Genomic DNA, 21,022 nt, shown 5'->3' with positions numbered 1-21,022 from the left:
GTGCGCCCCATGCCCGCTGTGCGGGACATCCTTTGGGAGGAGGACATCATGCGTCGTACTGAACTGCCCGTTTCACCATTCCATCCACACCCGCTTGCCGCCGCCCTGCTGGCAGCGCTTTTCGTCGCGGCGCCTGCCATGGCCCAGCAGGCCGATCCGCCAGCCACCGGCGCGGCCACCACGCTGGACCAGGTGCAGGTGACCGGCATCCGCGAATCGATGCAGAGCTCGATCAACAAGAAGCGCGACGACACGGTCATTTCCGATGTGCTGTCGGCTGAAGACATCGGTGACCTGCCGGCGCCGTCGCTGGCCGACGCCATCGAGACGCTGACCGGCGCGGCCTCCACCCGCGACAAGACCGGCGCCTCGGAAATCTCGATCCGCGGCCTGGGCGCGTTCCTGAGCAGCACCAATTTCAACGGCCGCGAGATCACCAACGGCAGTGGCGATCGTTCGGTGAACTTCAACATGTTCCCGGCCGAACTGATCAATACCGTGGCGATCTACAAGACGCAGCGCGCCGATATCATCGAAGGCGGTGTGGCCGGCACGATCGGCCTGGAGACGGTGAAACCGCTGGAATACGGCAAGCGCTCGGTGCAGATGGACCTGCGCGGCAGCTGGGCGGAGTACGACAAGAAGTACAAGGACGACGATGGCATCGGCTACCGCGGTACGGCCAGCTACATCGACCAGTTCGAATTCAGCAACGGCGGCAAGCTCGGCGTCTCGCTGGGCATCCAACGCCTGGAAGGGTCTGATCCGGAAGAGAGCATCACCAGTGGCTCCACCTGGTACGCCTGCGACGGGCGGGTCAATGTCGCCAACGCCAACTGCACCGAGCCGGGGGCTGCCGCGATTGCGGCCGGCACGCCCTACTACCTGGTGCCCAGCAGCCGGATCTACCGCCTGAAGCAGGAGCGCAACGACCGCGAGAGCGAGTTCGCCGCGGTGCAGTGGCGGCCCAATGACGTGGTCGAGGTCAATGTCGATGTCGAACACACCGACCGCAACTGGTATGAAAACCGCAGCGACCTGAGCCTTTCCAATACCCGTCGTGGCATCGTCGACCGCCAGGTGGACGACAACGGCGTGGTGCGCGCACTGTCCGGCAGCACCTCGATCGATTCGACCTCCAACCGCTATTGGCGCAACGAGGAGTACACCGGTGGCGGCCTCAACCTGATCGTGCGCCCCAGCCCGGCCTGGGAACTGTCCACCGATCTGTCGTATTCGCACACCCGGCGCGTCGACAACGAGCGCGCCACCCGCCTGCGCGCCAACCAGCGCGACACCGCCAATGCGATCGTGCCCGGCATCAGCAGCGGCACCACCGGTTATGTGAACTATGACTGGGCATGGCAGGGCGAGGTGCCGAGCGTCTACCTCGATCCCGCCTTCGACCCGGGCAACTGGGACGCCTACACCGGCGCGGCGCGCGTGACCTCCAGCGAGACCGAGAACGATCATCAGATCCGCGCCGGCCGCTTCGATGCCAGCTTCATGCCGGAGGACGGATTCTTCACCCGGATCAAGGCCGGGTTGCGTGCCAGCCAGGCCGATTACACGCTGCGCGACAACACCCTGGTTACCGATTACGACCAGCGCATTGCCGGCGACAAGGCCTCGATCATCGCCGCCAACCGCGGCTGCCGTACTGCCTTCCCGCAGAAGGATTTCATGGATGCCGCCAGCGGCAACACGATCTCCGAGTGGGCCTACTTCGACCCGATGTGCCTGTACCAGTCCTTCCGCGGCACCAGCGACAGCCTGCTCGATCCGTCGATGCAGGATCCCAACAACGTGGACATCACCGAGAAGACCCGCTCACTCTACCTGCTGGGTGAGTTTGCCAGTGAATGGTTCGGCCTGCCGGTGACCGGCAACCTCGGCGTGCGCTGGGTGAAGACCGACGTGCGTTCGGAAGGCGTGCGCACCGGCCTGACCGTGGTGGACAACGGCGATGGCACCATCCGCCTGCAGCCGACCGGCGACTTCACCACCCAGACTTTCAAGGCCGGCAATGACAAGCTGCTGCCCAGCGTCAATGCCTCCTTCGAACTGCGTGATGACCTGCTGCTGCGCGTGGCGGGCTACCGCGCCATGTCGCGGCCGGACATCTCCGCGCTGGGCGCCGGCCGCACCATCAATGTCAACGGCGATGCCAGCTTCGGCAACCTGGCCGATGCGCTGGATGACATCAGTGCCAGCGGCAACCCGGCCGCGCAACCGCTGATGAGCTGGAACGGTGATCTTTCGCTGGAGTGGTATCCGAATCCGGACACGCTGCTGGCCGCCGCCGTCTACTGGAAGCAGTTCAACGGGGGCACGGCGACCGCGCTGGTTGATGAGACCTACACCCTCAACGGCCAGTCGGTGACGGTGCCGGTGCGCCAGCAGGTCACCACCGATGAGGACAGCACGCTGACCGGCATGGAGCTCAGCGCCACCCATCGCTTCTCCTATCTGCCGCAGCCGTTTGACGGGATGGGCTTCAAGGTCAGCTACAACTACGCCGATTCGGACTACGAAACCCAGGATTCCCGCCTGGGCGAGCAGCTCGCCAGCGATGGCAGCGTGATTCCCGCGATCGTCTCCCCGGCCGGCCTGAGCGGGTTCTCGCGGCACGTCCTGTCCGGCTCGTTGTACTGGGACGTCGGTCCGTTCAACATCCAGGCCATCGCCAAGTTCCGTTCCAAGTATTACCAGGACTTCACCGGCAACACCGCGCAGCAGAACCGGTACTACGATGACAACACCAGCGTGGACCTGCGCGCCCGCTACCGGGTGAACAAGAACCTGTCGCTGTCGCTGGAATTGATGAACATCACCAATGAACCTCGCGTGGCCTACCAGCCTTCCTATGGCAACTTCCGCGAGGTGGTGAGCTACGGGCGACGTGCATTTTTCGGTGTACGATACAAGTTCTGAACGAGACGGCGCGATCCTGGTGATCGCGCCGTTGCTCCAACCGGACCAGCCCCGCGTGCGGTGGCCCGGGACGGTGCCGGAGGGAACCACCGAGGGTCAGCCCATGTCCGCCAACCGCCTGTACCAGACCATCGCCGCAAAACTGCGCAAGTTGATCGAGGACGGAGAGTTCCCGCCCGGCGCGCGCCTGCCTGGCGAACGCGAACTGGCCGAACGCTTCGGCGTGAGCCGGGTCACCGTGCGCGAGGCGGAAATCGCCCTGGAAGCGCAGGGCTGGATCGCCATCCGGATCGGTTCGGGTGTCTATGTAAAGCCGCGCCCGCTGGACGGGCAGGGCGGCTTCCCTGACGTAAGCGCCTTCGACCTGACCGCTGCGCGTGCGGTGTTCGAGGCCGAAGCGGCCGCGCTGGCGGCCGGCAACCTGGACGATGCGGACATCGCCGAACTGCGGGTGCTGGCCGAGGCACTGTGCCGCCGCGACCTCACCGACGCCGAAGCAGGCGACTTCGACCGCCGCTTCCACCTGACCATCGCACGTTTGTCCGGCAATCCGGTGGTGGAGTACTTCGTGCAGCAGATCTGGCGCATGCGCAGCGACCTGCCGCGGGTGGCCGAAGTCTATTCGCGGGTCTGCCACGACGATGGCGCCAGCCGTGCCGACGAGCACATGGCGATCTTCGAAGCGCTTGCTTCGCGCGATCCTGTTGCAGCGCGCAACGCGATGCGCCATCACTTCCAGCGCCTTTTCGAGGCGATGCTGGAAGCCACCGAAAACGAAGCCCTGGCAGAGATCCGCCGCCGCACCGCCCACGACCGCGAACGCTTCATGGCCACGACCCGCATTTAATGCATAGCGGCGGGGGCTGCTGGCGTGAGGCAGGCGGCGGGACTGCACAGGACACGCCGCAAGTACGTCCATGTAGGCTGCATCGCCGCATCCATGCGGCTCAGCGTCCCGCGCAGCCCCGCCCCCTGCCTCTTGGACACTCCGCGAGCGCTGCTTCAAAAAGCCGAGCAACGCTCGGCTGCTCTTTCTTTTCTTCTCTTTTGCCCCGGCGGCCCGACCCACTGTCCGGCGGCGGCGGGAGAGGCTGCACGGGACACTGTGAGGCAGGAGCCGAACAACAGCCTACAGGGGTGAGCGCGCATTGCTTGCGAGGCACTGCCTCGCATGCGCTCGAACGCACAGCCGCCAGCGGATGGGCCGGGCCGCGGAGCGGGACTTGCGGCGTGTCCTGGACGGCCCTGTCTGCCGCCGCAGCGCGAAAGACGAAAAGCCCGCCAGCGCGGCAAACCCACCCCGCGCGGTATGCTGCAGGTCGGTTTTCATGGAAGAGGAAGCGCGATGTTCCCGACGATGTTCTTTACCGTGGTACTGGCCCTGGTGGCCGTGATCATCCTGTTCAAGGCCGTACGGATGGTGCCGCAGGGGTATGAATGGACGGTGGAGCGCTTCGGGCGCTATACCCACACCATGTCGCCCGGCCTGCACTTCCTGATCCCGATCGTGTACGGGGTGGGCCGCAAGGTGAACATGATGGAGCAGGTGCTGGACGTGCCCAGCCAGGAAGTGATCACCAAGGACAACGCCGCCGTGCGGGTGGACGGGGTGGTGTTCTTCCAGGTGCTGGATGCGGCCAAGGCGGCCTATGAAGTGTCCAACCTGGAAGTGGCGATGATCGCCCTGGTGCAGACCAACATCCGTACCGTGATCGGTTCGATGGACCTGGATGAATCCCTCAGCCAGCGCGAAGTCATCAATGCGCAGCTGCTCAGCGTGGTCGACCAGGCCACCAATCCCTGGGGCCTGAAGGTCAACCGCATCGAGATCCGCGATATCCAGCCGCCGCGTGACCTGCTCGATGCGATGGCACGGCAGATGAAGGCCGAGCGCGAAAAGCGCGCGCAGATCCTCGAAGCCGAAGGCGCGCGCCAGTCGGAGATCCTGCGCGCCGATGGCGAAAAACAGGCGACGGTGCTGGAAGCCGAGGGTCGGCGCGAAGCAGCGTTCCGCGATGCCGAAGCCCGCGAGCGTCTGGCCGAGGCCGAGGCCAAGGCCACCCAGATGGTGTCGGTGGCGATTGCCGAAGGTGACGTGCAGGCCATCAATTACTTCATCGCGCAGAAATACGTCGAGGCCTTCAAGGAGCTGGCGACCTCGCCCAACCAGAAACTGGTGCTGATGCCGATGGAAGCCAGTGGCGTGATCGGATCGATCGCAGGCGTCGCCGAACTGGCAAAGCACGCCTTCGCCAAACAGGAAGAGAAGAAATCCACGCGCGCGGTTCCGCCGCGCTTTGGAGACTGACATGCGCTGGGAAGTGGTTGGATGGGGGGCGCTGGCCCTGGTCTTGTTCGCCGCCGAAGCGATGGCACCGGGCGCGTTCATGCTGTGGATCGGCATCGGCGCGGCTGCGGTTTTCCTGATCACCGCGCTGGTGCCCGGCATCCCGGTGCTGTGGCAGGTGGTGGCCTTCGTGGTGCTGAGCGTGGTGGCCATCCAGGCGTATCGGCGCTGGGGCCGCACGCGCGGGCGTGAAAGCGACAAGCCGCTGTTGAACCGCCGCAGCGAACAGCTGGTGGGCCGCGTGGCGGTGCTGCAGCAGGGCATCGTGGCCGGGCAGGGGCGGGTGAGCATCGATGATGCGTCGTGGCAGGTGACCGGACCGGAGCTGGCGGCGGGGACGCCGGTGCGGGTGGTGGCGGTGGTCGATGGCGTGCTACAGGTGGAAGCGAACGGGTGAGACCCCCTCGCGGGTGGGGCTTTATGTATCCGGCGCTGGGTCGGGCGGTGGGGCTGGTCGGGGGACGGCAAAAGCCGCTCCTGCGGGCCTCGTTTCGCGCCATCCATGGCGCTCAACGCCCCCGCCCAGCCCCACCGCCCGACCCGCTGACAGGTTGCGGTGGCCGCCAGCCGCGCAATGAAAAAAGAAGAAAGGCGGTAGCGCCGACCCGTGGTCGGCGAGCGCAGCGGGCCGTTGGCGGAAACATTCCGCCGACCATGGGTCGGCGCTACCGACGGCCTCGGTGCGTGTCCGGTGGAGGGAGCCCCTGAGTCAGGGGCGGCCGCGAAGCGGCGGGGTATGGGTGCTGGTGAGACGGGGCCCGCGGTTTGCGCAGCAAAGCGTGGGAGCGGCAACGCGAATGCGATGGCGTGGACCCGCGCAGCGCTGTGCCTCTATCTGGGATAATGGCGACCTTGTTTCCCTGTTGCCGGACCGGTCATGACCCAGAAGACGCTGCTCAACGATACCCACCGCGCCCTCGGCGCCAAGATGGTCGATTTCGGGGGCTGGGACATGCCCATCCACTACGGTTCGCAGCTGGATGAACACCATCTGGTGCGTCGGGAAGCGGGCGTCTTCGACGTCAGCCACATGACCGTGGTCGACCTGCGCGGTGAACAGGTCAAGCCGTTCCTGCGTCGCCTGCTGGCCAATTCGGTCGACAAGCTGAAGGTGACCGGCAAGGCGTTGTACTCCTGCATGCTCAATGAGCGTGGCGGGGTGATCGACGACCTGATCGTCTACTACCTGGCCGATGACTTCTTCCGCATGGTGGTCAACGCCTCCACCCGCGAAAAAGACCTGGCCTGGCTGACCGAACAGGCGCTGCCGTTCGACGTGTCGGTGCAGCAACGTCCCGACCTGGCCATCCTGGCCGTGCAGGGCCCGCAGGCGCGCGATGCCGTGATCGGTCTGGTCGACGCCGCTGGCGCCGCCACCCTGGCCAAGCTGGCACGCTTCGCCGCCACCGATGTGACCTCGGCCGACGGTGTCGCCCTGTTCGTGGCGCGCACCGGCTACACCGGCGAAGACGGTTTCGAAATCCTGTTGCCGCAGGACGCGGTGGTGGCGTTCTGGAACCAACTGCTGCAGGCGGGCGTCAAGCCGGCCGGCCTCGGTGCGCGCGACACGCTGCGCCTGGAAGCCGGCATGAATCTCTACGGCCAGGACATGGACGAAGCGATCACCCCGTACGAAGCCGCGCTTGCCTGGACGGTCTCGCTCGACGAGGGCCGCGACTTCATCGGCCGCGATGTACTGGAAGCACAGAAGGCCGCCGGCAATGCGCGCCAGATGATCGGCCTGGTGATGGATGAGAAGGGCGTGCTGCGGCATGGCCAGGCCGTGCTCACCGCCGTTGGCCAGGGCGAGATCCTGTCGGGCACGTTCTCGCCGACGCTGGCCAAGGGCATCGCGTTCGCCCGCGTGCCAGCAGGTGAGCTGGGCGAGGTGAGCGTGGACATCCGCGGCCGTGCCGTGCCGGTGCGCGTGGTCAAGTTCCCGTTCGTGCGCGAAGGCCAGGCGCAGGACGGCGTGCTGCCGGTCGCCTGATCCTGTTTTGTCGGCCGGGGCCTGCCAGCAGGGCCGGCCGGTTGGTTACACTACCCGCGTTTTTTCCACACCCGTATTCCTGGAGCAGTGCCATGAGCGAGATCCCCGGCGACCTCAAGTTCCTCAAGTCCCACGAATGGGCGCGCGTCGAATCCGACGGCAGCGTCACCGTAGGTATTTCCGACCATGCCCAGGGCCTGCTCGGCGATCTGGTCTATGTCGAGCTGCCCGAGGTGGACGGCGAAGCCAAGGCCGGCGAAACCATCGCGGTCGTCGAGTCGGTCAAGGCCGCATCGGACGTGTACAGCCCGGTCACGGGCACCGTCATCAAGGTCAATTCGGCCCTGACGGACAAGCCGGAAACCATCAACGAAGATGCGTACGGCGAAGGTTGGCTGTATGTCGTGCAGCCGAGCGACCTGGCTGCCGAGCTGGAGGACCTGCTGGGTCCGGACGACTACGCCGAAGTACTGGAAGACGACGACCACTGATCCGTCGCCGCCCCGGCAGACCAAAGGACCGCCCCTGGCGGTCCTTTTTTTTGTCCGCATTCCGGCACGTCGCTCATGCGCGCAGCACGCAGCGGAAGCTGGCTTGGGGCATGAGCATGCGGTTGTCGACGAGGTTGCCGGTCGGTTGGAGGGTTGGCTGCCGGCGCGGTGGGGACGAAAAGTTTTGCGCAAAATCGCATTTGCGTCGCAAAGTTCGACGCGCCGCGTGTGAAAAAAAAGGCGACCGTTTGCGAAGCGTTGGGGAAGGCGGGACGGGCACCGCTACGCTGCGCGCCGCACCGCCGTGTCATCGCGCGTGCCCTGCGGCTGTTTCAGAATAAGGCTTGTTTAAAGTGCTTTCGTTCGCCGTGCCGATGCGCGCATGCGCGCCGCGCTGGTCGATGCATGCCCGTAGCGGTGATCGGCAACGCCGCCGCTCGCACCGCCAGCGGCCATCGCCGAACACCTGCGGCGTGAATTTTTTCGTGGGGGGTTGTTGACAGCCCAAAAAAGCGTGATTAGGTTTCGCCCAGCAGACCTTTACTGCAAAACCGAGTGCAACCGATCAAACGCCAGGCGCGAAGCACAACCCGGACACCCACTGCACCGCGACGCGCGGCGCAGTCGGCCCAGCTTCCCGCTGGCAATTGCACGTTACGTTCTGCCGCGATGCCAGCCTCGCCGATCGAAGCGCGCATCGCAGCAACCGTCACGACGCGGAAGACGCGTCGGCGGGCCCCGCCAGCAGCTTCAGCGGGTTCGATTTACCTGGGCGTTTCAACACTCCATCACTGACGAGGAGCCATCCCATGGCAACTGCGAAGAAGAAGCCCGCCGCCAAGAAGGCGACGAAGAAAGTAGCCAAGAAAGCCACCGCCAAGAAAGCCACTGCCAAGAAGGTCGCCAAGAAGGCGACCGCCAAGAAGGCAGTGAAGAAGGCGGCGGCCAAGAAGACCACCGCGCGCAAGGTCGCCAAGAAGGCAACTGCCAAGAAGGCAGTGAAGAAGACCGCGAAGAAGGCCGTCAAGAAGGTTGCCAAGAAGGCGACTGCCAAGAAGGCAGCGAAGAAGGTCGCGCGCAAGCCCGCCAAGAAGGTCGCCAAGAAGGCAACTGCCAAGAAAGCGGTAAAGAAGGCCGCCAAGAAGGTAGCCAAGAAAGCCACCGCCAAGAAGGCGACTGCCAAGAAGGCGACCAAGAAGGCCACCAAGAAAGTCGCCAGGAAAGCGACCGCCAAGAAGGCCGTGAAGAAGACCGCGAAAAAGGCAGCTGCGAAGAAGCCGGCCGCAAAGAAGGCCGCCCGCAAGAGCCCGGCACGCCGCAAGAAGGCCGCTCCGGTGGCCCTCCCGGCAACCCCGGCGCCGCTGATCTAAGCACGTCCCGATAGCCGTACCTGAAGCCCCCTCTCCGACAGCCCAGCGGAGAGGGGGTTTTTTTATCCACGAAAAAGGGGACGGGGGGAATTAATTGGAATTAATTCCCCCCGTCCCCTTTTTTTGCTGCGGCTTAACGCGGTGAGGCGCTGGCGCGGTTGGACGAGGCGCCCTTGCGCTTGTCCTGGGAAGGCGCACCTTCGGCCATCAGGCTGTCGCTGCCGAAGTCGGTATCCACGTCCAGCCAGCGCTGGGTCGGCAGGCCGAGGGCGGAATCCAGTACGGTCGGCAGCAGGCCGCTGGGCAGGCTGCTTTCGCCGTTCCACATGATGGCGATGCCCATGTCGCGTTCGGGAATCAGTGCAACCAGGCCGCGGTAACCCTGCACCGCGCCGGCATGGAACACCACTTCGTGGCCGGCGTAATCGAAGTTGCGCCAGCCCAGCGCATAGCCGGCCGAGCGCAGGCGCTCGCGGCGCCAGCCCGAACGCATTTCGCCCGGGGTGTTGACCAGCGAAGCGTGCAGCGTGGCCAGCAGCGGGGCGGGCAGCACGTCCGGACGGTGGCCGGTCTGGGCCAGCAGCCACTGCGCCATGTCGTTGGCGCTGGCATTGACGCCCGCCGCAGGCGCGAGCCGGTAGTAGGTCGGCTTCGGGCTCAGCGAGACCCAGCCATTGCGGCTGCGCACGTGCGGTCGCGCCCAGCGCGAGCTGGCCTGGATGCCGGCAAGGCCCAGACTTGCATCGTCCATGCCCAGCGGCTTGAACAGGCGCCGTTCGACGGCCTGTTCGTAGAAGCTGCCCGATGCAGCGTAGACCACATCGCCGATCAGGCTGTAGGCCACGTTCTGGTAGGCGTAGCAGTCGCCGGGCAGGCACTTCAGCGAGGTGGAGCCCAGCTTCTGGGTCAGGGTGTAGTACTCGGCGTTGGCTTCGACGTCGCGGTCGTAGGCGTTGTACGGCAGGCCGACGCGGTGGCTCAGCAGGTCGGCCACGGTCAGCCGGTCGGTGGCCTCCGGCGTGGCCAGCTGGAAGCCCGGCACGTAATCGGTGACCTTGCTGTCCCAGCGCAGCGTGCCATCGTTGACCAGCAGCCCGGCCATGGTGCCGGCGAAGGCCTTGGACAGCGAGGCCAGGCGGAACACCGTGTGGGAATCGACCGCCAGGGGATTGTTGACGTCGGTGACGCCATAGCCGCGCGCGCTGAGGATGCGACCGCCCTGCACGATGGCCACCGCCATGCCCGGCACGCGCTCGCCATAGGTGAGCTGCTGCGCCATCGATTCGATGTGGGCCACGTTGAAGCCGGCCGCCGGTGCCTGCGGATGGGCGGCCAGGCCGGTGCGGTAGGCTGCCGGATGCGTATGCGCTGGCGCTGCAACGGCGCTTTCGATGTTGGTGGGCATCGGCGGCAGCGCGGAGGTCTGCGCCGTGGTGGAAAGGGCAACGGGCATCAGCATGCCCAGCATTCCGGTGGCCGCCGTGCGGAACGGACGACGCCTGCTGTTCTTGTTCATTGATCGGGACCCGAGCGCGACTGCTGTGACCGATTCTAGCCCCGCTTTTCGCCATTGCACAAACAAAGCGAAGATGAATGCGCATCTTGCTGAAAATACTCGGATTTTGACGCCGGATCGGGCGCCATTGGGATCCTGCCCTGCGCAGGCCTGCCGCGCCGAGGGCGCTGGCGATGTTGCAGTGCATTGGATAACGTACGCGCTTCCCAGCCTCCCGGAGTCACCCATGTCCTGCTGCTGCCGCCCCGCGCGCGTGCGGGGTGACGCGTGAGCGCGCCGCTGGATCCGCCGCTGCAACGCGGTCCACTGCGCGGACTGTTGCAGGCCCTGCGGGATACGCCCGCGCTGGGGTGGTCATTCCTGTACTTCTTCTGCCTGCTCAGCGGTTACTACGTCCTGCGCCCGGTGCGTGAGGCGATGGCTTCCTCGTCGGACCTGCAGGAAGTGTTCCCGCCGGCGCTGATCGCCTGGTTCGGCAGCCACGGGGTCGCATTGCAGGATTTCGTCCTGCAGTTCCTGTTCACCTGTGTGTTCCTGATCATGCTGGTGTTGCAGCCGGTGTACGGCTGGCTGGTCAGCCGACAGCCACGGCGCGTCTTCATGCCGGTCGTGTATGGCTTCTTCATCGTCACCCTGCTCGGCTTCCACCTCATGTTCGACAGCAACGTGCCGGGGCGGGGCATGGCGTTCTTCTTCTGGGTGACGGTGTTCAACCTGTTCGCCGTGGCGGTGTTCTGGAGCTTCATGGCAGATGTGTTTTCCAACGCACAGGCGCGGGCGTACTACGGTTACATCGGCGCGGCCGGTACGCTGGGCGCCTTCCTTGGCCCGGTCATCACCGGGGCCCTGGTGCAACGCGTGGGCATCGCCAACCTGATGCTGGTCTCGGCCGGCTTCCTCAGCATCTGCCTGCTGTGCATCTGGCGGCTGCGGCACTGGGCGATCCTGCGCGAGCGTGAGCAGCAGCTGGTGTCCGGTGAGCAGCCGATGGGGGGCAGCGTGCTGGATGGCCTCAAGCTGATCGTGCGCGAACCGCTGCTGCGCTGGCTGGCGCTGCTGGTGGTATTCGGGGTGGGCGTGGGGACGATGCTGTACAACCAACAGGTGTCGATCGTACGCGTGGCCTTTCCTGATCCGGAAGCGCGCACCGCCTTCTATTCGCACCTGGACCTGGCGGTGAACACGTTGACCCTGGTGGTGCAGTTGACGCTCACGCGCTGGCTGCTGTCGCGGCATGGGGTGGCACCGGCGCTGTTGATCCCGGCGCTGGCGATCATCGTCGGCTTCTCTGTGCTGGCGGCCTCGCCGCTGCCGCTGCTGGTGGCGGTGGTACAGGTGGTGACGCGCGCCAGCGAGTTCTCGCTGTTCAAGCCGGCGCGGGAGACCCTCTACACCCGTGTGGACCGCCAGTGGCGCTACAAGGCCGGCGCGGCCATCGACACCGTGGTCTACCGCGGTGCGGACCTGAGCTTCACCTGGGTGCACAAGGGCCTGTCTTTGCTGGGGTCCAACGTCGTGTTCGCCGGCGGCATCGTGGTGGCATCGCTGATGACCCTGGCGACCTTCGGCGTGCTGCGCCAGGAGAAGAAACTGCCACACGACCGCTAGTGGGTCCACGCATGCGCCGCCGGCTGCCGATCCTCAAGTAAGCTCTGCGCACTTACTCGAGGATTGCCCATGTACTGGATCTGGATCGCGTTGTCGTTGACGCTGCTGGTCGCTGCGCTGCACGTCTACTTCCTGGTGCTGGAAATGTTCCTGTGGACGCGCCCGCTGGGCCTGAAGACCTTCCGCAACACGCTGGAGAAGGCACAGGCCACGCGCGTGCTGGCGGCCAACCAGGGGCTCTACAACGGCTTTCTGGCCGCCGGCATCCTGGTCGGCCTGGTCCGCTACTTCGAGATCACCATTTTCAGCCTGGTCTGCGTGGTGGTGGCCGGCTGTTACGGCGCATGGACGGTGAACCGGCGGATCTTCTACATCCAGGCGGTGCCCGCCCTGCTGGCGCTGGCGGCGATCTGGCTGGCTGGCCGCAACCTGCACTGAAACAAGAAGGGGCCAGAGCCCTTTTCCTGCGGAAAAGGAATCTGACCCCGTCGGGATCACGGTCCGGTCGCGAGGCGGTCAGGCCGCCTGCTGCGAACCGGTCTCCTTGCGCGGCAGGTCGTAGTAACCGGCCGAGCGCAGTTCGTGGGTATCGAAATCATCCACGGTGATCGCTTCCAGGGTGATCGCACGCAGCTCTTCCAGCAGGCTGCGTTCGTCCTGGGTCAGCACGCCTTCGGCCACGGCTTCGTCCAGCTGCTTGTTGTAGTCCAGCGCCTCGATGCCCTTGCTCTTGAGTGCCTTGAGGAACTTGCGCTCCACCGGCTCGGCCATGATGGCCTTGGCCAGGTAGCTGTTGATGCGCCCGCCCGGGTTGTTCTCGCACGGGGTCATGAACACGCCATCGGCCAAGCGGTCGCGGGCTTCGTTGGGGGCCATCAGCAGGGCGGCGACGCGCCGGCTCAGGCGGTCACCCGGGGCTTCGGCACGACGGCCCAGCGGGAAGATCAGCAGCCACATCAGCCAGCCGATCGGACGGATCGGGAAGTTGCGCAGCGCCGCCGACAGCGATTCTTCGATCTTGTGCACGCTGTCATGGAAGGCCCAGGCCAACAGCGGCTGGTCGGCCGCCGGTGCGCCTTCATCGTGGTAGCGCTTGAGCATCGCGCTGGTCATGTAGACATGGCTCAGCACGTCGCCCAGGCGGCCGGACAGCGACTCCTTGAACTTCAGCTTGCCGCCGAGGGTCATCATGGAGATGTCGGCCATCAGCGCGAGGTTGGCCGAATAGCGGTCCAGCTTGCGGAAGTAACGGCGGGTGTAGGCATCGCCCGGCGCGGCACCGAAGCGGGCACCGGTCAGGCCGAACCAGAACGAACGCACGGCGTTGGAGATGCCGTAGCGGATGTGCCCGAACAGGCTGCGGTCGAACTCCTGCAGGCCGGCCTTGCGGTCCGGATCCTGCGCGGCCTTCATTTCCTTCATCACCCACGGATGGCACAGGATGGCGCCCTGGCCGAAGATCAGCAGGCTGCGCGTCATGATGTTCGCGCCTTCCACGGTGATCGCGATCGGCGCGGCCTGCCAGCTGCGGCCGGCGAAGTTGCGCGGGCCCAGGATGATGCCCTTGCCGCCGATCACATCCATCATGTCCGAGATCACTTCACGGCTCATGCTGGTGCAGTGGTACTTGGCGATCGCCGACGGTACCGACGGCACGTCGCCACGATCCACCGCCGCCGCCGTAGCCTGGGCCAGCGCGCTGATCTTGTAGGCCTTGCCGCCGATGCGGGCCAGCGCCTCTTCCACGCCTTCGAAGCGACCGACCGACAGGCCGAACTGCTTGCGGATGCGGGCGTAGGCACCGGTGATGACCGCACCGGCCTTGGCGCCGCCGCTGCCGGTGGAGGGCAGGGTGATCGAGCGGCCCACGGCCAGGCATTCGTTGAGCATGTTCCAGCCCTTGCCGGCCATCGCGGCACCACCGATCAGCTGGGTCAGCGGGATGAACACGTCCTTGCCCTTGATCGGGCCGTTCTGGAACGGCGAGTTCAGCGGGAAGTGGCGACGGCCGACTTCCACCCCGGCGGTTTCGCGCGGCAGCAGGCCCAGGGTGATGCCGATATCGCGCGTTTCACCGATCAGCTGGTCCGGGTCGTACATGCGGAAGGCCAGGCCGATCAGCGTGGCCACCGGGGCCAGCGTGATGTAGCGCTTGTCGAAGGTCAGCCTGACGCCGAGCACGCGCTCGCCGTTCCACTCGCCGTGGCAGACGATGCCGTAATCGGGAATGGAGGTGGCATCGGAGCCGGCGAACGGACCGGTCAGGCCGAAGCAGGGCACTTCGCGGCCATCGGCCAGGCGCGGCAGGTACTGGTCCTTCTGCTCCTGGGTGCCGTAATGGTTGAGCAGCTCACCCGGGCCCAGCGAATTGGGCACACCGACGGTGGAGCTGACCACCGACGACACCGAGGCCAGCTTCTGGATCACCTTGTGGTGGGCCAGCGCGCTGAAGCCCAGGCCGCCGTACTGCTTGGGAATGATCATGCCGAAGAAGCGGTTCTTCTTGATGAAGGCCCACATTTCCGGCGGCAGGTCGGCGTGGACGTGGGTGATTTCCCAGTCGTTGACCATCTTGCACAGTTCTTCCACCGGGCCATCCATGAAAGCCTGTTCTTCGGCGGTGAGCTGCGGCTTGGGATAGTTCAGCAGGATGTTCCAGTCCGGATCACCGGTGAACAGCTCGCCTTCGAAACCGACCGAGCCGGTCTCCAGGGCGATCCGCTCGGTCTGCGACAACGGCGGCAGCACCTTGCGGAACACCTTCATCATCGGCGCGGTCAGCAGCGGCTTGCGGATGAAGGGCAGCAGCAGCGGGACGGCGATCACCGCCACGAGGGCGGCCGCGACGAGGGTAGCGGTCTGGTTGATGTAGGGCACGAACCAGCACACGGCCAACACGGCCACGCTGATGATCGTCCAGGTGATCAGGCGCATGCGGTGGTAGGCCGCGAATGCACTTGCCAGCAACAGGGCAAGGAAGGGAAGAACGATGCTCATGAGCGTACTCCGGTGACGTGCTCGGGTTCGGCGGACGATGTTGTGGCCAAGGCCGGGGGTAACACGTCCAGATAGTTCAACACAGTAGCGGTAAAGGCGTCGTTGTCATCGCCGGCCAGCATGTGCGTGGCCTGCGGCAGCTGTACGTGGCTGGCATGCGGGGCCAGCGCGAGGAAATCGGCGATGGTGCCGGCGTTGACCAATTCACTGCGGCCGCCACTGACCAGCAGCAGGGGGCACTTCACCTTGCGTGCGGCATCGGCCAATGCGTCCTGGTGCTGTTCGCTGTCGCGCGCCAGCTCGGCCACCAGCCGCGGATCCCAGTGCCATCGCCAGCGGCCATGGCCGTCTTCGCGCAGCAGGGCACGCAGGGAATCCTCGGACTTGCGCGGACGATGCGGCAGGTAGGCCGCGATCACGTCGGCGGCCTCCGCCAGCGAGGCGAAGCCCTGCGGGTGGGCGGTCATGAAGCTGAGGATGCGCTCCACCCCCGCGGTGTCCCAGCGCGGGGTGATATCCACCAGCACCATCGCCGAGAACAGGCCGGGCCAGCGCGATTCGGCCAGCAGCCCGAACAGGCCGCCCATCGAGGCGGCAACCAGCACCGGTGGGCGCGATTGCTCGCCAGCCAGCACGATCAGGTCATCGGCGAACTGATCGCCGTGGTAGGGCAGGTGGGCTGGATTCCAGTCGGAATCGCCATGACCGCGTGCGTCGTAGGCCAGGGTCTGGAAACCATGGCTGGCCAGGGCGCGGGCCGAGGCATTCCAGGCGTGGCGGGTCTGCCCGAAGCCGTGTGCGAACAGGATCGGCCCGCGGCGCCCGGCGCTGTCAGCCGTGGCCGCCAGCACCGCGCCATGCGCCGCGTCCAGGCGCAGGGTCTGCAGCGGAGCGGGAAGAGGGGAAGTGACCATACCAGCTAGTATGGAGCGCTTCGGTTCGATGTCAATACTGGCACGTATGGTGCGCTGCAACGGAAGGCTGGATCCCGCTTAACGTCTTCATATACATAGGCATACTGCAACGAACCCCGGCGTATGGTTAAATCAGCAGATGAGCGAATCCGAAACTCCCGCCGGCGAACCGCGCGCCGGCCGCAACAGCCGCCTCAGCGCCGAAGACTGGGCCCAGGCCGCCCTCGACCTGATTGCAGAACAAGGTGTCAGCGCCGTTGCGGTGGAGCCGTTGGCGCGCCGCCTTGGCGTGACCAAGGGCAGCTTCTACTGGCATTTCCCATCGCGCGATGCCCTGTTGCAGGCCGCGCTGGAGCGTTGGGAACTGTTCGAGCAGGAACAGGTGTTCGGCAGCCTGGAAGAGGTGCCCGACCCGCGCGTGCGCCTGCGCCAGTTGTTCCAGGTGGTGGCGCACGAAGTACAGCCGCACATCATCTACAGCGAGCTGCTGAAGGCGCTGGACCATCCGATGGTGCGCCCGGTGATAGACCGTGTGTCGCAGCGGCGCATGGACTACCTGATCGCCTCGTTCCGCCAGGCCGGCCTGAGTTCGACCGATGCCCGGCATCGCGCGCGGCTTGCCTATGCCGCCTACGTCGGTTTCCTGCAGTTGTCGCTGCAGCTGCAGCAGCCCAAGCAGGCGCGCGAGGACTTCGAGGCCTATGTGGAGCACGTGATCGAGACGTTGATCCCGGGCTGATCACAGCCCTTTGGATGAAGAAGAAAAAGCCGCTGCGAAGCGGCTTTTTTCGTGCTTGCGTGCTGGAGGATCCACTGCCCCGCATAAAGCAACGGCCCCTTTCGGGGCCGTTGTTTCAGACGTTGTTGATCAGTGGATCGATCAGAACTTCTGGTTGTACTTCAGGTACAGGAAGCGACCGATGTCGAAGCCGCCGTAGTACGAGAAGTTCGAGCTCGGCTGATCCATCATCAGCGGGGCGACCTTGTTGAACACGTTGTTCGCGCCGATGGCAATGGTGGCATTCCACGGTGCTGCGTAAGAAACCTGCAGATCGTGGAAGGTCGTCGAACCCAGCTCGTTCAGCGGGGTGATGATGCCGCCGGTATCCGGTGCCGAGAAGTTCGGCAGGCTGCAACGTGCGGTGAAGTAGCAGGTCTCCTTGGTGCCGGAGTAGTAGCGCACGTTCCAGTTGACCGACCAGTCGTTCTTCGTCCAGCCCAGGCTCAGGTTCGAGCGCACGCGGAAGTAAGCGTTGAAGCCGTTGTACTGCGACGGCACCTCTTCGGCATCGTTGGTGGTCTTGGACTCGTACTTGCTGACGTACGTGGTCGCAGACTTGGCCGAGAAGCGGCCCCAATCGGTGTCCAGCGCGTAGTTGATGTCGAAGTCGAAGCCTTCGGTTTCGGTGTAACCGGCATTGCGGTTGCCGTAGGACAGGTCACCGACGATGAAGCCGTTGGCCGGGTCACGGGTGAACAGTGCGCAGCGCTCTTCGATCAGGCCGACATAGCAGTCTTCCAGGATCTGGTTCGGGCTGTCGGACACCAGGGTGTCTTCGATGCGGATGCTCCACCAGTCAACACCAACGGTCAGGCCGCTGACGTAGCTCGGGCTGTAGACCAGGCCGATCGACTTGGATTCCGAACGTTCCGGCTGCAGGAACTCGTTGGAGCCGGAGGTGAACGGCACCGGCGACTGGGCTGCCGGGCCATCAGCCGGAATGAAACCCTGCTGCAGCTGGCGGTAGTTGCCCGGGACATCGGCCAGGCAGCGCGGGGTACCGCGGGCGTTGCCGTAGATGCTGTCGCACGGATCGATGAAGCCGGTGGTGAAGGTCTGCGAAGAACCGCCGTACAGGTCACCGATGGTCGGGGCACGGAAGCCTTCCGAATAGGTACCACGCACCAGCAGGTCGTCGATCGGACGCCACTTCAGGCCGAACTTGTTGTTGGTGGTATCGCCGAAGGTGTTGAAGTCGGAGTAGCGGGTGGCCACGTCCAGCGTCAGTTCCTTGGCGAACGGCAGGTCGGCCAGGATCGGCACGTTGAGTTCCAGGTAGAACTCGTTGACGTCGTACTTGCCGCCAGTCGGACCGGAGGCCAGGTTGGTCGAGTCACCCGACTGCGCGATGGCATCCGGAGCGAAATGACCTTCTTCGCGACGGTACTCGTAACCGGCCGCGAAGCCCAGGTCACCGGCCGGCAGCGCAACGACCGTGCCAGCGATGTTGGCGAAGTAGTTGTGGGTGGTGGTGTTGCCGGTCGCGTGCTCCTCGCGGAACAGGTAGTTGCGCACGGCTTCGTCGTCCAGCGAGTTGGCAACCGCGCCGGTGCCGAAGCCGGCAAACGGGTTCCACGGCACGCAGCCGGCGATGATGCTGTCGTCTGCGCCGTCGAGACCCGGGGTGCCGCAGACGGCCTGGCCGGCGCCGTTCACGAACGACGGGCCCACGGCATTGCGGACGGCCGGGATGTAGAAGTTGCCGTTGTTGATGATGGCAACGTCGTTCTCGTTGTAGAGCGCGCCGGCATCCCAGTTGAAGTAACGGTCACCGATTTCGAACGAGCCTTCCAGCGCGGCAGTGAAGCGCCAGGTGGTCAGGTCGGTATTGGTGGTACGCGGAACTTCCCAGCCACGACGGCGCCATTCGACGTCGGTTGCGCCACCATTCGGGCTGTACAGGCTGTCAGCGCTCAGGTTCAGGTCTTCGTACGCGCCGGACTGCAGCGGGTAACCGGCGATCTGGCGGTCCGAGCTGCGCTTGGAGTACTGCAGGTCGGTGACGAAGCGGACGTTGTCGACGATGTCGTAGTTGGCCGACACATAGAGCGAGCGGCGCTCCAGCGGGGTCAGCAGGTGCATCTGGTCCGAAGAGCGGCTGCGGTCATCGAGATTCTGCGGGTGGAACTGGCCGACGCCGAGGGCGGTGCCGCCACGGTTCGGTGCTTGGTAACCACCGGTGCTGCCGGCCGGACGCCAATTGCCCCACTGGCCAACATTGGTGTAGGACGCGTTGTGGTTCCAACCCGGATAGGTATCGCGGGTGAACCAGCGGTCCTTGGCCCAGACTTCCTCTTCGTTGTGGTATTCGCCGGCGATGGTCACCGAACCACGATCGCCGGAGAAGCCGATCATGAAGTCGTAGGTTTCCTTCTTGCCGTCGCCCTGGCCGTACTGGCCGGTGTAGACGTTGGCTTCAGCACCGTCGAAGTTCTTGCGGGTGATGATGTTGATCACGCCGGCCATGGCGTCCGAGCCGTAGATCGACGAAGCGCCGTCCTTCAGCACGTCGATGCGCTCGACGATGACGGTCGGGATGGTCGACACGTCCTGGAAGCCGTCCGGCGAAATGCCCAGGCGCTTGCCATTGACCAGCACCAGCGTACGCTGCGCGCCCAGGTTGCGCAGGTCGATGTACTGACCGCCGGCTTCCTGGTTGGAGGTCAGCGGCGAGGCGCGGCTGAACGCCGGGCTGCCCGCGGCGGAGATGTTCTGCAGGATGTCGCCAACCGAATTGAAGCCCTGGTTCTGGATGTCCTGGCGCGAAATCGTCAGCACCGGCTGGGCGGTTTCGACGTCGACCTGACGGATGCGCGAACCGGTGACCGAAATGCGGTCCAGGTTGGTGGTGCCGGAGGTTTCCTGCGCGACGGCGGCGCCGGTGCCTGCAGCGCTGGTGATCAGCGCGATGACGACGGCGTCACGCAGTTTATTGCTGTTGCGGTTCATTGGGCTCTCTCTCCAAGTGGACTTGGTAGCTACGTGGTGTGGCCCGCGACGAAAGCGAATGGCGCTTCCAAAAATCGCTGGGCTGATCCCGATACTACTTCCGTCTTTTCGAAAATTAAAGCTTTGTTAATGATTCGCGTGATTTTGGTGAAATTCGGCAAACCCGTTCAGCTGGCGCCCAAACGAAAACGCCCCGGAATCCAGGGCGCTATCTTTAATTAACCATACGGATCAGTGCGTTACAGATCCTGCTCGTAGCGCACGTACGGAACCGTGCCGTCGTCGTTACTCTCATTGCGCGGTGAGAACGGGTTCTTGCCCCGGCTCACGACGTTCTCCGCACCGACCGTCAACTGCCCAGACCACGGCGTACGCCATGTCAAGCCGACCCCCAGACCTTCCCATTTGCCGGGCTGGCCGGGCACATCGACGACGCGGCCGATGATGTTGCCGCTGAAGTTGCCATAGCCTGCGCCGATGCTGATGCTCTTGCTGTCCCAGCGATCCACGATCGACGGTGCGGCGTCTGCCAACGGCACCAGCCGCGCTTTCGCATAGGTGCCGCCGATGGATACGAAGCCTTCGCGGCCGATGTTCTTCTGGCCGAACACGGTGAGATCGTTCTGTTCGGCACGCAGCGAAGGCGACTTGTTCGGACCTGCCAGCCAAGCCGGCAGGGTGTCGCGGCCAGCGCCAGCGGTCAGCCCCACGCGCCCACCGGCGCGGTTGAACGCGGCGGTGGCGCTGAATCGGCGTGAAAGCGTGTCTTCGTCATCGCCCAAGCTGGCCAGCATGCAATGACTGGCCAGCCCGCTGATGCTGGTGCCGCGGCTGCTGTTGCACAGCAGTCCGAGCGAATCGCCGGAGGACAGGCCGAAGGCCGCGTCCAATGAGCTGCGCCCGAAATGCCAGCGCGCCCCGGCCATCTGTTCGCCGGTAGGCTCCAGGTACAGCAGGGCTTCGACCTTGCCGCTGCCTTTGTTCCAGACCGGGATGACCGTGCGGGTGTCCTTGGCCTGCGCATGTGCGCCCGTGACCGTCCCGAGGGCGATCAGCAAGGCAAGTGGCAGGCGCAGGAAGTTCGGCATGGGTCCAGTCAGACAGTCGAATGCAGGGCAAGTTCCC

At 65.1% G+C, this 21,022-nt stretch carries 15 protein-coding genes; 10 read left to right on the top strand and 5 right to left on the bottom strand.

Annotation, left to right across the window (positions count from 1 at the left end):
* Window positions 1–138: 138 nt before the first annotated feature.
* The 7 genes from IFT63_RS10260 to IFT63_RS10230 all read left to right on the top strand — a co-directional run bounded on the left by IFT63_RS10260 (window position 139) and on the right by IFT63_RS10230 (window position 9,132).
* Window positions 139–2,934: a TonB-dependent receptor gene (locus tag IFT63_RS10260; RefSeq protein WP_192084205.1), complete on the top strand. Its 2,796-nt coding sequence runs from the start codon at window positions 139–141 to the stop codon at window positions 2,932–2,934.
* Window positions 2,935–3,037: 103 nt separating this feature from the next.
* Window positions 3,038–3,781, top strand: coding sequence for a FadR/GntR family transcriptional regulator (locus IFT63_RS10255; RefSeq protein WP_042615027.1), 744 nt, complete (start codon window positions 3,038–3,040; stop codon window positions 3,779–3,781).
* Between the two features lie 498 nt (window positions 3,782–4,279).
* Window positions 4,280–5,242 (top strand): SPFH domain-containing protein, encoded by a 963-nt coding sequence (locus IFT63_RS10250; protein WP_042615026.1) that lies wholly within the window; start codon window positions 4,280–4,282, stop codon window positions 5,240–5,242.
* Window position 5,243: 1 nt separating this feature from the next.
* Window positions 5,244–5,678, top strand: a complete 435-nt coding sequence (locus IFT63_RS10245; protein WP_182656836.1) for an NfeD family protein — start codon at window positions 5,244–5,246, stop codon at window positions 5,676–5,678.
* Between the two features lie 480 nt (window positions 5,679–6,158).
* Window positions 6,159–7,271 (top strand): glycine cleavage system aminomethyltransferase GcvT, encoded by a 1,113-nt coding sequence (gcvT, locus tag IFT63_RS10240; protein ID WP_042614871.1) that lies wholly within the window; start codon window positions 6,159–6,161, stop codon window positions 7,269–7,271.
* Window positions 7,272–7,363: 92 nt separating this feature from the next.
* The gene (gene gcvH / locus IFT63_RS10235; protein WP_042614870.1) at window positions 7,364–7,762 is read left to right on the top strand and encodes a glycine cleavage system protein GcvH; all 399 of its coding nucleotides are present in this window, start codon (window positions 7,364–7,366) and stop codon (window positions 7,760–7,762) included.
* 647 nt (window positions 7,763–8,409) lie between these two features.
* A complete protein-coding gene (locus tag IFT63_RS10230; RefSeq protein ID WP_192084010.1) occupies window positions 8,410–9,132 on the top strand; it encodes a histone in 723 nt (240 codons plus the stop codon).
* A 133-nt stretch (window positions 9,133–9,265) separates the two neighbouring features.
* Here IFT63_RS10230 and IFT63_RS10225 read toward each other — a convergent pair whose 3' ends face one another.
* Window positions 9,266–10,648, bottom strand: a complete 1,383-nt coding sequence (locus tag IFT63_RS10225; RefSeq protein ID WP_192084009.1) for a serine hydrolase domain-containing protein — start codon at window positions 10,646–10,648, stop codon at window positions 9,266–9,268.
* A 279-nt stretch (window positions 10,649–10,927) separates the two neighbouring features.
* Between IFT63_RS10225 and IFT63_RS10220 the strand changes: the two genes are divergently transcribed.
* Entirely contained in the window at window positions 10,928–12,256 is a 1,329-nt protein-coding gene (locus tag IFT63_RS10220) for an MFS transporter (protein ID WP_249404446.1), read from the top strand.
* A gap of 69 nt (window positions 12,257–12,325) precedes the next feature.
* Window positions 12,326–12,694 (top strand): DUF1304 domain-containing protein, encoded by a 369-nt coding sequence (locus IFT63_RS10215; RefSeq protein WP_042615265.1) that lies wholly within the window; start codon window positions 12,326–12,328, stop codon window positions 12,692–12,694.
* Window positions 12,695–12,772: 78 nt separating this feature from the next.
* Here IFT63_RS10215 and IFT63_RS10210 read toward each other — a convergent pair whose 3' ends face one another.
* Both IFT63_RS10210 and IFT63_RS10205 read right to left on the bottom strand, forming a co-directional pair.
* Window positions 12,773–15,253, bottom strand: a complete 2,481-nt coding sequence (locus IFT63_RS10210) for an acyl-CoA dehydrogenase (RefSeq protein ID WP_042615264.1) — start codon at window positions 15,251–15,253, stop codon at window positions 12,773–12,775.
* Window positions 15,250–16,167 carry an alpha/beta fold hydrolase gene (locus IFT63_RS10205; RefSeq protein WP_192084008.1) on the bottom strand — a complete coding sequence of 306 codons (918 nt, stop codon included), beginning with the start codon at window positions 16,165–16,167 and terminating at the stop codon, window positions 15,250–15,252. Before IFT63_RS10205 ends, IFT63_RS10210 begins: the two co-directional genes overlap by 4 nt.
* A gap of 139 nt (window positions 16,168–16,306) precedes the next feature.
* On the opposite strand from IFT63_RS10205, the gene IFT63_RS10200 reads away from it, so the two are divergent.
* Window positions 16,307–16,906 (top strand): TetR/AcrR family transcriptional regulator, encoded by a 600-nt coding sequence (locus IFT63_RS10200; RefSeq protein WP_042615262.1) that lies wholly within the window; start codon window positions 16,307–16,309, stop codon window positions 16,904–16,906.
* Between the two features lie 141 nt (window positions 16,907–17,047).
* Here IFT63_RS10200 and IFT63_RS10195 read toward each other — a convergent pair whose 3' ends face one another.
* Complete coding sequence (locus IFT63_RS10195; RefSeq protein ID WP_042615261.1) at window positions 17,048–19,897, bottom strand: TonB-dependent receptor; 2,850 nt, start codon at window positions 19,895–19,897, stop codon at window positions 17,048–17,050.
* Window positions 19,898–20,136: 239 nt separating this feature from the next.
* Window positions 20,137–20,985: a hypothetical protein gene (locus IFT63_RS10190; RefSeq protein ID WP_042615260.1), complete on the bottom strand. Its 849-nt coding sequence runs from the start codon at window positions 20,983–20,985 to the stop codon at window positions 20,137–20,139.
* Window positions 20,986–21,022: the final 37 nt, after the last annotated feature.

This window comes from Stenotrophomonas sp. CFBP 13724 (assembly GCF_014841975.1).
GTDB lineage: Bacteria > Pseudomonadota > Gammaproteobacteria > Xanthomonadales > Xanthomonadaceae > Stenotrophomonas > Stenotrophomonas lacuserhaii.
This window is presented reverse-complemented; position numbering and strand designations above follow the sequence as displayed.

Excerpts from the sequence above, each read along its gene's own strand:
- IFT63_RS10260 (WP_192084205.1), top strand. The coding sequence starts at position 139 with ATGGCCCAGCAGGCCGATCCGCCAGCCACCGGCGCGGCCACCACGCTG.
- IFT63_RS10255 (WP_042615027.1), top strand. The coding sequence starts at position 3,038 with ATGTCCGCCAACCGCCTGTACCAGACCATCGCCGCAAAACTGCGCAAG.
- IFT63_RS10250 (WP_042615026.1), top strand. The coding sequence starts at position 4,280 with ATGTTCCCGACGATGTTCTTTACCGTGGTACTGGCCCTGGTGGCCGTG.
- IFT63_RS10245 (WP_182656836.1), top strand. The coding sequence starts at position 5,244 with ATGCGCTGGGAAGTGGTTGGATGGGGGGCGCTGGCCCTGGTCTTGTTC.
- gcvT (WP_042614871.1), top strand. The coding sequence starts at position 6,159 with ATGACCCAGAAGACGCTGCTCAACGATACCCACCGCGCCCTCGGCGCC.
- gcvH (WP_042614870.1), top strand. The coding sequence starts at position 7,364 with ATGAGCGAGATCCCCGGCGACCTCAAGTTCCTCAAGTCCCACGAATGG.
- IFT63_RS10225 (WP_192084009.1), bottom strand. The coding sequence starts at position 10,648 with ATGAACAAGAACAGCAGGCGTCGTCCGTTCCGCACGGCGGCCACCGGA.
- IFT63_RS10215 (WP_042615265.1), top strand. The coding sequence starts at position 12,326 with ATGTACTGGATCTGGATCGCGTTGTCGTTGACGCTGCTGGTCGCTGCG.
- IFT63_RS10210 (WP_042615264.1), bottom strand. The coding sequence starts at position 15,253 with ATGAGCATCGTTCTTCCCTTCCTTGCCCTGTTGCTGGCAAGTGCATTC.
- IFT63_RS10205 (WP_192084008.1), bottom strand. The coding sequence starts at position 16,167 with ATGGTCACTTCCCCTCTTCCCGCTCCGCTGCAGACCCTGCGCCTGGAC.
- IFT63_RS10200 (WP_042615262.1), top strand. The coding sequence starts at position 16,307 with ATGAGCGAATCCGAAACTCCCGCCGGCGAACCGCGCGCCGGCCGCAAC.
- IFT63_RS10195 (WP_042615261.1), bottom strand. The coding sequence starts at position 19,897 with ATGAACCGCAACAGCAATAAACTGCGTGACGCCGTCGTCATCGCGCTG.
- IFT63_RS10190 (WP_042615260.1), bottom strand. The coding sequence starts at position 20,985 with ATGCCGAACTTCCTGCGCCTGCCACTTGCCTTGCTGATCGCCCTCGGG.